9 protein-coding genes are annotated in these 10758 nt (G+C 72.2%); 1 reads left to right on the forward strand and 8 read right to left on the reverse strand.

The genetic code is table 11. From position 1 onward, the window contains the following. Window positions 1–213: 213 nt before the first annotated feature. The 8 genes from ACWD1Z_RS01470 to ACWD1Z_RS01505 form a co-directional block, all read right to left on the reverse strand. Window positions 214–2853, reverse strand: a complete 2640-nt coding sequence (locus ACWD1Z_RS01470) for a SpoIIE family protein phosphatase (protein WP_451114570.1) — start codon at window positions 2851–2853, stop codon at window positions 214–216. Between the two features lie 259 nt (window positions 2854–3112). Further along, window positions 3113–3538, reverse strand: coding sequence for an ATP-binding protein (locus tag ACWD1Z_RS01475; protein ID WP_451115426.1), 426 nt, complete (start codon window positions 3536–3538; stop codon window positions 3113–3115). 134 nt (window positions 3539–3672) lie between these two features. Then, on the reverse strand, window positions 3673–4077 hold the full coding sequence (locus ACWD1Z_RS01480; RefSeq protein ID WP_451114572.1) for a (deoxy)nucleoside triphosphate pyrophosphohydrolase: 405 nt from the start codon (window positions 4075–4077) through the stop codon (window positions 3673–3675). Window positions 4078–4109: 32 nt separating this feature from the next. Further along, complete coding sequence (locus ACWD1Z_RS01485) at window positions 4110–4301, reverse strand: SPOR domain-containing protein (RefSeq protein WP_451114573.1); 192 nt, start codon at window positions 4299–4301, stop codon at window positions 4110–4112. A 328-nt stretch (window positions 4302–4629) separates the two neighbouring features. Beyond that, complete coding sequence (locus ACWD1Z_RS01490) at window positions 4630–5382, reverse strand: GntR family transcriptional regulator (RefSeq protein ID WP_451114575.1); 753 nt, start codon at window positions 5380–5382, stop codon at window positions 4630–4632. A 147-nt stretch (window positions 5383–5529) separates the two neighbouring features. Further along, window positions 5530–6705: a DUF4190 domain-containing protein gene (locus ACWD1Z_RS01495; protein WP_451114577.1), complete on the reverse strand. Its 1176-nt coding sequence runs from the start codon at window positions 6703–6705 to the stop codon at window positions 5530–5532. Between the two features lie 251 nt (window positions 6706–6956). Continuing rightward, complete coding sequence (locus ACWD1Z_RS01500) at window positions 6957–8528, reverse strand: S8 family peptidase (protein WP_451114579.1); 1572 nt, start codon at window positions 8526–8528, stop codon at window positions 6957–6959. A 280-nt stretch (window positions 8529–8808) separates the two neighbouring features. After that, window positions 8809–9639 carry an oxidoreductase gene (locus tag ACWD1Z_RS01505; protein ID WP_451114581.1) on the reverse strand — a complete coding sequence of 277 codons (831 nt, stop codon included), beginning with the start codon at window positions 9637–9639 and terminating at the stop codon, window positions 8809–8811. A 103-nt stretch (window positions 9640–9742) separates the two neighbouring features. On the opposite strand from ACWD1Z_RS01505, the gene ACWD1Z_RS01510 reads away from it, so the two are divergent. Further along, complete coding sequence (locus tag ACWD1Z_RS01510; protein WP_451114583.1) at window positions 9743–10654, forward strand: LysR family transcriptional regulator; 912 nt, start codon at window positions 9743–9745, stop codon at window positions 10652–10654. Window positions 10655–10758: the final 104 nt, after the last annotated feature.

The following is a 10758-nucleotide window of genomic DNA, read 5'->3' on the forward strand; positions in this document are numbered from 1 at the left end:
CGCCCACCCACCGCAACCGCCACAAGCTCCGGCGGCCCGCAGAGCCGCGTCCACCGCGAGTGACCCGCTCCATGCCCGACCTCACCGACCTGCACCGCTGACGGGCGTAAGCTCCGGCGGCCCCCACACCCACACCCGCCGCGAGTGACCGGCGTGGCCAGTGGCCGGGCCCCGGGCTCGCCGCCGATGGCTTTCGCGCTCCGCCGGTGCGGGTCAGAAGAGGCTCAGGAGGGCCTCCGCTGGGTCTGTGAGGCCTGTCTCGCCGTCGGGGAGGGGGAGTTCGAACCAGACCGTCTTGCCGCGGGGGGTGCGGCGGGAGCCCCAGGCCGCGCTCAGCAGGCCGACCAGCTGCAGGCCCCGGCCGCCCTCGTCCGTGTCGCGGGCCCGGCGGCGGCGGGGCTGGACCAGGCCGGCGTCCCAGACCTCGCAGACCAGGGTGCGGTCGAGGAGAAGGCGGAGGCGGATGTCGCCCTCGCCGTAGCGCAGGGCGTTCGTCACCAGCTCGCTGACCAGGAGTTCCGCCGTGTCGACCAGGGGCTCCAGGTCCCAGCTCTGGAGCCGGCCGCGGGCGTGCTCACGGGCCCGGCCCACGCTGCGCGGCTCGCGCGGCAGCGTCCAGTCTCCGACGGAGTCGGCGGGCAGGCCCTGGACCCGGGCCATGAGCAGGGCGATGTCGTCCTCGCCGTGGTGGGTGTCGAGGGTGTTGAGGACGTGGTCGCAGACGTCCTCCAGAGGGCGGGAAGGGTCCGTCAGGGCGCCGACGAAGGCTTGCAGGCCCTCGTCCAGGGGGTGGTCGCGGCTTTCGACCAGCCCATCCGTGTAGAGCGCCAGCAGCGCGCCCTCGGGCAGTTCGACCTCCACCTCCTCGAAGGGCTCCCCGCCCACACCGAGCGGCATGCCCGGCGGTACGTCCAGCATCAGCGCGTCCTCGCCCGGCTCGACCAGGACGGGCGGCAGATGGCCCGCGTTGGCGAAGGTGCAGCGACGGGTCACCGAGTCGTAGACCGCGTACACGCAGGTCGCCAGGTACACCTCGGACAGGTCGGCCTCGCGGGGGCGGCGCGCGGCGCGGGTCGCCTGCTGGACGCCTCCCGGCGCACCGAGGCCCCGCGCGATCTCGTCCAACGCGCTGAGCACTTCCGCCGGTTCCAGGTCCAGCAGCGCCAATGTCCGTACGGCCGAGCGGAGTTCGCCCATGGCCACCGCGGCGCGCAGGCCGCGGCCCATCACGTCACCGACCACCAACGCCGTACGGTGTCCCGGTAGTTCGATCACGTCGAACCAGTCGCCGCCCACCTCGCTCGGCCGGTCCGCGGAGGAGGCGCCCGGCAGATAACGGCAGGCGATGTCCAGCCCCGCGGCGACCGGGTCGCCCGGCGGCAGCAGGGACCGCTGCAGTATCAGCGCCCGCTCGTGCTCCCTGCGGTACAGCCGGGCGTTGTCGATGCACACCGCCGCCCGCGCCGCCAGCTCCACCGCCAGATCCCGGTCCCGGTCCCCGAACGGCTCGCTGCCCTTGGTCCGGGAGAACTGCGCCAGCCCTACGACGGTGTCGTGGGCGACCATCGGCACCGCCAGCGTGGACTGCACGAGCCCGCCCTCCTCCGCGGGCACGGACCGCGGGCGGGCGGTGCGCAGGGCGTCCGCGCACGGGGAGTTGAAGGCGTAGTGGTGGACCGCGCCGACCGCGACCGCCGCGCCGCCGCCGACGAAGGGCGCGTCGGAGACCGCGCTGGCGAAGGCCACCCGGCGCAGTTCCGCGCTGCCGTCGGCGAGCCCGGGCGGGGTCTCGTCGCCGGCCAGCAGGCCCTGGTAGAGGTCGACCGTGGCCAGGTCGCAGAAGCCGGGGACGACGACGTCGAGCAGTTCGCGGGCCGTGGTCTCCAGGTCGAGGGAGTTCCCGATCCGGGCGCCGGCCTCGTTCAGCAGGGCGAGATTGCGCCGTGCCGCGGCGGCCTCGCGGGCGGCGGCCCGACGGGCCGTGATGTCGGTTCCGAGCCAGGCGATGCCGATGGGCCGGCCGGAGCCGCTGTGCACCCGGTAGAGGTTGATGGACCAGTGACGGCGCTCGTCCGACTCGGGCAGGAAGCCGGTGACGTGCATGTCCGTGATGGAGTCGCCGGTCTCCAGCACCCGGCGCAGGGTGGCGGTGACCCGATCGGCCTCCGGCCTCGGCAGATAGTCGTGGACGCCCTTGCCCCGGTGGTCGTCGGGGGTGCCGCCGAAGAGCGAGGCGAACCGCTGGTTGGCGCGGCGCACCCGCAGGTCGGTGTCGATCAGCAGGAAGCCGAAGGGAGATTGGCCGAATATCGCCTGCGAGGCGGCGAGGTCGGTCTCGATCCTGCGCAGGGTGCGCACATCGACGACGATGCAGACGGCCGCCTTCTCGCCCTCCTCGGTCCGCGTCGGCATGACGTAGACCTCGGCGAGCGCCTCCTCGCCGCGCCCGCCGGTCTCCGGGTCCGGCTTGCGGAAGGGGACGACTCCGGTCCACTCCCGGCCGTCCAGGATCTCGGCCATCTTGCGGTGGCCCTGCTCGCGCCGGTCGGGATCGATGAACGCCGCGATGGGGTCCATCCCGACGGCGCGCTCCGCGGGGATGCCGAACAGCTGCTCGGCGCGCAGGCTCCACTGCTCGACGAGACCGTCGGGGCCGATGGAGAAGGACGCGACCCGGATGTAGTCGTACATGGAGCCGGGCGGGCTGCTCTGCCAGATGCCGTCGGAGGCCGGTTCGTCGCCGGAGGCGCGCGTCACGTCGGCCGCGGCGCCCCTGTCGGCAGCCGTGGCCGCCGCCCTCGCGCCGCCCGACGGGTCCTCGGACTCCGTGGCCTTCGCTGGTATCTCGCTCACGCGAACCGTCCCCTCCAGCTCACCGCGTCCGGCACCGGTCACCGGAGGCGGCTGCCCGCAGTATCCAGCACTACGGCGCCGCACGACACGGTGTTCACGATCACAGCACGTTCCCGATCGTTTTTGGACCGGACCGCGGAAACACTTCCACTCTTCTAACCAGCCAACACGCTGTCGAATCACCGACTCGGACAGCCGCCACTGGCCTGAACCAGTCGCTCTACAGGGCCTGGCGGGCCGTACAGCGTCCGTACGGGTTTCAGGGCACCGCGAGCTCGAACCAGACCGTCTTCCCGGCGCCCCCGGGGCGGGTACCCCAGCGGCGCGAGGAGAGGGCCACCAACTGCAGACCGCGGCCGCTCTCGTCCTCGGGGGCCGCGATCCGTTCGCGCGGGAAGTCGGGGATCGGGTCGGAGACCTCGACCAGCAGGACACCGCCCAGGCGGACGGGGCGGACCAGGCGGACGCCGATGGGGCCGGTGGCGTGCCGCAGGGCGTTGGTGACGAGTTCACTGACCAGGAGGGCCGCGATGTCGGCGAGGCTGTCCAGGTCCCAGTCGTGCAGTCGGCCGCGGACGGCGGAACGGGCGGCACGGACCGCGCCCGGTTCGGCGGAGAAGGTCCACTCGACGCAATCGCCTTCGGTGTCGATCACACCGATCACATCCCAGGCAGCGTGTCCTATTTCACGGGGTTAATGGGCACATACCCGATTTCCGGGAGGCCGTATCGCTGCGGTGGGTGCACGGTGGCACGAATGGCGTACGCCGTGTTCCGGGAGCGGCGCCGTCGTGGTTTGTCGCGCAGTTCCCCGCGCCCCTAAGGAAGTCCTGGGCGCCCTTCGATTTTCTTTACCGCCGGGACATCCTGAGCCAGCCACTCCACGTCCCACAATTCCGTACGGGTCAGCCAGCGCAGGTCGTCGTGGTCCTGGAGGGGCTTCGGGGCCGGGGAGCCCGGGAGCAGGCGGGTCGTCCAGACCTGCAGGACGTACGGGGCGCGCAGCGGCCACTCGCCCGGGATCCGCTCCAGCGGTTCCGTCTCCACGCCGAGTTCCTCGCGCAGTTCGCGGACCAGGGCCGCCTGCGGGGTCTCGCCCGGTTCCACCTTGCCGCCGGGCAGTTCCCAGCGGCCGGCCAGCTCGGGCGGGGCGCTGCGGCGCGCGGCGAGGAGGCGGCCGTCGTCCAGGAGGGCGGCTCCCACCACCACGATCGGTTCCGTCATGCGCCGGAGCCTACGGGAGCCGGGGGCGCGCTTCAGTCGGCGGTGTCGGTGTTCCCTTGGGCGATCCGCTCGACCCAGTAGAGCTGCTTGTGGCCGCGGGAGTCGAGGCTGTCCGCGATCTTCTGGGCCTCGGCCCGGGTCGCGTAGCGGCCCACGCGGTACCGATTGCCGTTGTCGTCCTGTCGTATGACGAGCCAGGGAAGAGTGATCGTGCTGTCGTTCATCACGCCCCACCGCTCCTTCCCGCACCGGGCCCGAGTCCCGCTCGCGGCCTGTGCCGTGCCCCGCCCGCTAAGGAAACCGCAATCCGCATATGCCCGAGCCTACGCCTAACCTTTACGCAGCGAATACGGCTTTTCACAAAGAGGTACGCAACCGGCCAGGACGCGGGGGGCGCACGGAGACGGACGCGCCCTCCGTGCGCGCCGACGCATCAAGTCAGCGGCATGCCGGACACATCGGGGACGACCTGCGAAAACGACCAGATTCCAACCCCCGCGGAGCGGGCGCGGGTTGGGTCGGTGCCGGGGGCAACTGCCCCGGGGTTGTGCGCTACTTCACCGGCAGGTGGTAGGCGATCCGGTAGCGGTCGGCGGGGACCACCACATCGGCGGTCTCCACGGGGCGGCCGGAGGCGTAGTAGGTGCGCTGGATGACGACGACGACATGGCCGGGGACGCCGCCGAGGGCGTGCAGTTCCTCGGCGAGGCCGGGGCGGGCGCCGACCTCCTCGGTGACGTTGTCGACGATGACGTCGATGGCGCGCATCCGCTCGACGACGCCCATGCCGCCGAGCGGGCCCTCCTCGGGCAGCATCACGGGGGTGCGGCCGGTGACCGCGAGGGGCTCCCAGGAGGTGGAGAGCATCATCGCCTCACCGGCCTCCCGGAAGAGATAGCGGGTGCACATGACCCGGTCGCCGGGCTTGATGGCGAGCCGCTCGGCGACCGCCACGCTCGCCTCGGCCTGCTCGCTGCTGGACTCCCAGGTGCCGCGCGCCGCGCCGTCGGCCTGCTCCTGCCGGAACGGCGTGGCCCCGCCGGTGGGGCGGAACCCGGAGCGGGCGATCCGGCGGGGCACCGGGCGCTCGCGCACATACGTCCCGGAGCCGGAGCGGCCTTCGACCAGGCCCTCGGCCATCAGCACCTTGCGTGCCTCCAGGGCGACCGTGTCCGATACGCCGTACTCCTCGCGGATCCTCGCCTGGGAGGGGAGGCGGGTGTGCGGTGGCAGCGAACCGTCGGCGATCTTCTTGCGGAGATCACCCGCGACACGCAGGTACGCCGGCTGCTCACCGAATGTCACTGGCCGCTCCCATCAGGTTGTACAGACAGCAACAGCGTGGCAACCGTGGGTTGCGCCATGCAAGCAAAGGCCAGAGAATCACTCGATGTGATGACTTCTGCCCGCAGCACCCTTTACGCAGGCACTTTCTCCCCGCTATAGCCGTGATCACACATCGAGTTCCCCGCTGCCCGGGCTCTCGCTCCCGTCGTCGTACTCCTCGTCGTAGGACGGCACGGTGGTGGCGAGGCCCAGAGCCTCGCGCGCGGTGACGGTCGTCGGGCCGTCGACGTACTCCCAGCCGGTGTCGTAGTGCTCGTAGAAGGTGTCCGCGTCCTCGGCGGCGGCGGCCTTCTCCCAGGACGTGCGGGCGTCCTCCATCTCCGCGACCAGGCCGGCGACCGGCTCCTCGGCCGCGGACGGCCAGCCGTGCGCCTCCAGTGCCTCGATCTGCTCGCCGAGCACGGTCTCGACGTCCTTCGCCCAGTCCTGGTTGACCGGCAGGTCGTCCTCGGGGAAGTCCTCCGGCTCCTCGTAGAGCACGTCGTCGACGGCCTTCATGGCCTTCAGGAAGGCGATCTGGTCCGCGTCCAGGGTGGTCTCGTCGTTGCGCAGCGAGCCGGTGAGGGTGCCCTTGTCGTCGGTGCTGCCGAACAGGCAGGTGATCTCGCGGTCGCCGAAGCGCCAGCTCCGGCTGGTCGGGACGAGATAGGAGACGCCCGCGTCGTCCGGTACGGCCCAGGGGTCCATGGCGTACTCGGCTTCCAGCGCGTAGCACTTGTCCTCGGCGGTCCGGGTCACCGAGTCGTCGCCCGGGAACGGTCCGGCGGGCAGGGTGACGACGGCGAACACCTCGCCGTCGTGCCGGCCGGCGCACGGCACCTCCTCCACGTCATAGGTGGCGCCCTCCAGGGAGCCGGACGGGGAGTCGAAACAGTCGCCCTTGGCCAGGGCGTAGGCGGTGCCGTCCTCGCTCGCCGCGTCCTTGAAGCCCTCCCAGGCGTCGGAGGCGATACCGGTGGACAGCGTCACCGTCCACAGCGCGAGCCCGACGGACGACAGCACGGAACCGGCGATCGCCATCCCCTTGCCGCGCTCGCCCTTCTTCTTGATCTGCCCGAGCGCGACCAGACCGAAGACCAGACCCACGGCCGGCAGGAAGCAGAGGATGCCGAGGACCAGGGCGGCGATGGCGACGCCGTTCACGGGCGCGGGACGGCCGTAGGGCCCGTACGGGTGGTAGGGGTACGGCGCGTACGGGTCCGGCGGGTACGGCCCCTGGAGTCCCGCGGGGTCCTGGGGCCCGGGTGGCTGGTAGGGCCCGTAGGGCGGGGGTATCGACACGAGTACCGTGCTCCTGTTTCGGGCGGCGGGGCCGGGCGGCGCAGAACTGACGTACGACGGAATGCACGCGCATGGTAAGCGCGGCCGGGGCGGACGCGGAACGCGGGCCGCAAAGGGGGCGATCCGGGCAGCCGACCGGGCTGTTCGGCGTGCCCGGAAACGCGACTCGTCCCCGCCGCGGGCTGGGGGACGGATCCCAGGCCCGTCGACGAGGACGAGTACGGCAAGACGAGTACAGCGAACGGTGAGCGTCAGAACTGGAGCGCCCAGGCGTCGATCCGCCCGGTGTCGTAGGTGGCGTTGTCGCTGACCCGGAGCTTCCACGTGCCGTTGGCGACCTCGGAGGAGGCGTTCACCGTGTACGTGGTGTTGATGTTGTCCGCACTGCCGCCGGTGCCGTAGGCCTTGAGCGTGTAGGCCGTGCCGTCGGGGGCGATCAGCTGGACCTGGAGGTCACCGATGTAGGTGTGGACGATGTTGACCTGGACCGCCAGCGCGGAGGGCGCGTTGCCGGAGACGCCGGAGACCGTCACCGGGGACTCGACCGTGGCGTTGTCGCTGATCGTGTAGTCACCGGTGTTCTCGAAGCGCGGTCCGGGCGGGTTCGTGGTGCCGCCGCCGACGTAGAGCAGCCGGTTGGGCGAGCCGGTGCCGGGGCTGGTGACGACGTTCGGGGTGGCCGCTGTCGTCAGGGCCGAGGCGACCTGCGCGGGGGTGGCCGCGGGGTTGGCGGCCAGGTGGAGCGCAGCCGCGCCGGCCACGTGCGGGGTCGCCATCGACGTACCGGAGATGGTGTTGGTGGCGGTGTCGCTGGTGCTCCACGCCGAGGTGATGGACGAGCCGGGCGCGAACAGGTCGAGGACCGTGCCGTAGTTGGAGTAGCTGGCCCGCGCGTCCGACGAGGTCGTGGCGCCGACCGTGATGGCCTCCGTCACCCGGGCGGGGGACCTGGTCGAGGCGTTCGTGGACTCGTTGCCCGCCGCCACGGCGAAGGTGACGCCGGAGGCGATGGCGTTGCGGACCGCGGTGTCGATCGCGGTGTCCGCCCCGCCGCCGAGGGACATGTTGGCGACGGCCGGCTTGACCGCGTTCCGGGCGACCCAGTCGATACCGGCGACGACCTGCGCGGTCGTACCGGAACCGGAGTTGTTCAGCACCCGCACGCCGACGACCCGCGCCTTCTTGGCGACGCCGTAGGCGGTACCGGCGACCGTGCCCGCCACGTGCGTGCCGTGGCCGTGGCCGTCCTGGGCGGTGTTGTCGTTGTCGACGGCGTCGTAGCCGTAGGAGGCACGGCCGCCGAAGTCGCTGTGGGTGATGCGGACGCCGGTGTCGATGACGTACGCGGTCACGCCCTGCCCGGCCGTGTCCGGGTAGGTGTACGAGCTGTTCAGCGGGAGGTTGCGCTGGTCGACCCGGTCCAGGCCCCAGGAGGGCGGGTTCGGCTGGGTCGCGGTGATGCTGAAGGTGCGGTTCTGCACGACGGAGGCGACGGCCGGGTCGGCGGCGAACTTCTTCGCCTCGGCCGCGGAGGCGTCCACCGCGTAGCCGTTGAGCGCCTTCGTGTAGGTGCGCTCGATGTCGGCGCCGTACTTCTTGGCGAGCGCCCGGCCCTCGGCGGAGCCCGCGCGGGCCTCCGGCTTGAGGGTCACGATGTAGCTCTCGGCCACGGCGTTGGCCGCGTCCGCGTACTGGACACGGCCTTCGTCGGCGGTCGGGGCGGCGCCGGCGGGGAGGGCGGAGACGAGGCCCGCGGTCAGGACCGCGGAGGCGGCCACGCCGATCGCGGCCAGTCTTCGCCGGGTAGAACGCATCACTGCCATCTGAGGGGTCCTCCTCAATCGGTGGTGCGCTGGTGGGGGGCGGTGCAGGCACGCCGAAGTCCGCCCGAATGGGCGTGATCATGTCAACTTGCATCCCGGGCGGACTCGGTGCACCCGCCGAAAGATTGAGGCTTCCACAGGAATTGCACAAGGGCCCTGCACGGACGTAACACACGTGCCATGTGCCAGACATGACACGCGGTCATCCCGCGCGGGGCCCTCGTCCCGGCTGTTCCTGCTCGTCCGTCCCGGCTGTTCCTACTCGCTCTCCCGGCTGTTCCTACTCGTCGAACGCGGTCGCGCGGGTGTGCTTCTCCCAGGCGACGACGTCCTCACGCACCTGGTCCAGATGACCGAGCACGGCGTCCACCGCGTCGGCTCCCAGCGGCAGCCGCAGCGGGGTCCGCTCGGCCTGGAGCGCGGCCAGGATGGCGGCCGCGGCCTTCGCCGGGTCACCGGGCTGGGAGCCGTCGCCGCCGGAGACGAAGCCTCGGGTCCGGCTCACCTTCGGGTACAGCCCGCTGTCCGCGCTGGCCCCGGCCCGGTCCGCCGCGAAGAGCGAGGTGCGGAAGGCACCCGGCTCCACGATCAGCACCTTGATCCCGAACTCGGCCACCTCGTCGGCGAGCCCCTCGGACATGCCCTCCAGCGCGAACTTCGTCCCGCTGTACAGGGAGAAGCCCGCCAGGGACATCTGCCCGCCCATGCTGCTCATCTGCACGATCGCCCCGGACCGCCGCTCCCGCATGTGCGGCAGCACGGCGCGGGTGAGGGCGGCCGGTCCGAAGACGTGCACGTCGAACAGGTCCCGCAGCTCCTGCTCGGTGCTCTCCTCGAAGGCGCCCACGTGGGTGCGGCCCGCGTTGTTGACCAGGACGTCGATCCGCCCGTGCCGGGCGAGGACGTCCCGGACCGCGGCCTCGGCGGCCGCGGTGTCGCCGACGTCCAGGCGCAGCGCCTCCACCTGGTCCGGATGGGCGGCCACCAGCTCGTCCAGCGCCTCCGGACGCCGTACCGCGCCGACCACCACGTCGCCCTCCGCCAGCGCCGCCTCGGCGATCGCCCGGCCGAACCCGCTGCTCGCACCCGTGATCAGCCACACCTTGTTCATCACAGCTCCCCGTGGTCCCGTGGTCCCGTCAGTCGCGATCGGCTTGCGTGAACAAGCGTGCGGAAAGGGCGAGTTGCCTGTCCAAGACCTTCGGTGATAACCGATGGGCATGACGACGGACGTTCATGTGCGCGACCTCCGCTACTTCGTGACGGTGGCGGACGAACTGCACTTCACCCGCGCCGCCGAGCGCCTGTACGTCTCCCAGCCCGCCCTCAGCAAGCAGGTGCGCGCGCTGGAACGGCAGCTGGGCGTGGCGCTGTTCCACCGGGGCCCGGGGGGCGTCACGCTCACCTCGGCCGGTACGGCCCTGCTGCCGCACGCCCGGCGGGTGCTGGACGCCTGGACGGACGGATCGGCGGCGCTGGAGTCGGCGCGGGCCGCGGCGCGCGGGACGCTGGTGGTGGGGATGAGCACCAGTCCCGGACGCGGCGGACTGCTGCCCGCGATCCGGTCCCGGTTCACGGCCGCGCACCCCGGCACCGTGCTGCGGCTGCGCCAGGTGACCTGGGACGATCCGACGGCGGGGCTCGCGGACGGTGAGGCGGACGTGGCCTTCGTGTGGCTGCCGCTGCCCGACGCGGACCGCTACGACTGGGTCGTGGTCGCCGAGGAGCCCCGGCTGGTCGCCCTCCCGGAGCGCCACCGGCTCGCCGGGCACGCGGAGATCGGCCTCGCCGACCTCTTCGAGGAGCCGTTTCTCGCGCTGCCCCCGAGCGCGGGGCCACTGCGGGACCACTGGCTCGCGCTGGACGAACGCGCGGGGCGTCCGCCCCTGATCGGCGCGGAGATCGCGGGGACGGAGGAGACGTACGAGGCGCTGGTGGCGGGGCTCGGGGTCTGCCTGGTCGCCACCGGGAACGCTCCGCTGATCACGCTGGGCGGGGTGACGACCCGTCCGGTGCGGGGGCTCTCACCGAGCCGGTACGTGCTGGCGTGGCGACGGGAGGACGGGGGGCGGGCGGCGGTACGGGCGTATGCGGAGGTGTGCGCGCGGGTGGCCGGGGGGCCGTGACGGGGCCCTGCCGGTTTCACGGGGCCGTACCGGTCCCCCGGCCGCTCAAGGGGCCGTGACAGGCACCCGGCCACTGAAGGAGCCGTGATGTGCCTCTCGTTGTG

Source organism: Streptomyces sp. NPDC002784, from assembly GCF_053592135.1.

What these genes read in the sequence shown, in the direction of transcription:
- ACWD1Z_RS01480 (WP_451114572.1), bottom strand. Translation starts at nt 4,077, where the DNA reads ATGACGGAACCGATCGTGGTGGTGGGAGCCGCCCTCCTGGACGACGGC.
- ACWD1Z_RS01485 (WP_451114573.1), bottom strand. Translation starts at nt 4,301, where the DNA reads ATGAACGACAGCACGATCACTCTTCCCTGGCTCGTCATACGACAGGAC.
- ACWD1Z_RS01500 (WP_451114579.1), bottom strand. Translation starts at nt 8,528, where the DNA reads ATGGCAGTGATGCGTTCTACCCGGCGAAGACTGGCCGCGATCGGCGTG.
- ACWD1Z_RS01505 (WP_451114581.1), bottom strand. Translation starts at nt 9,639, where the DNA reads ATGAACAAGGTGTGGCTGATCACGGGTGCGAGCAGCGGGTTCGGCCGG.
- ACWD1Z_RS01510 (WP_451114583.1), top strand. Translation starts at nt 9,743, where the DNA reads ATGGGCATGACGACGGACGTTCATGTGCGCGACCTCCGCTACTTCGTG.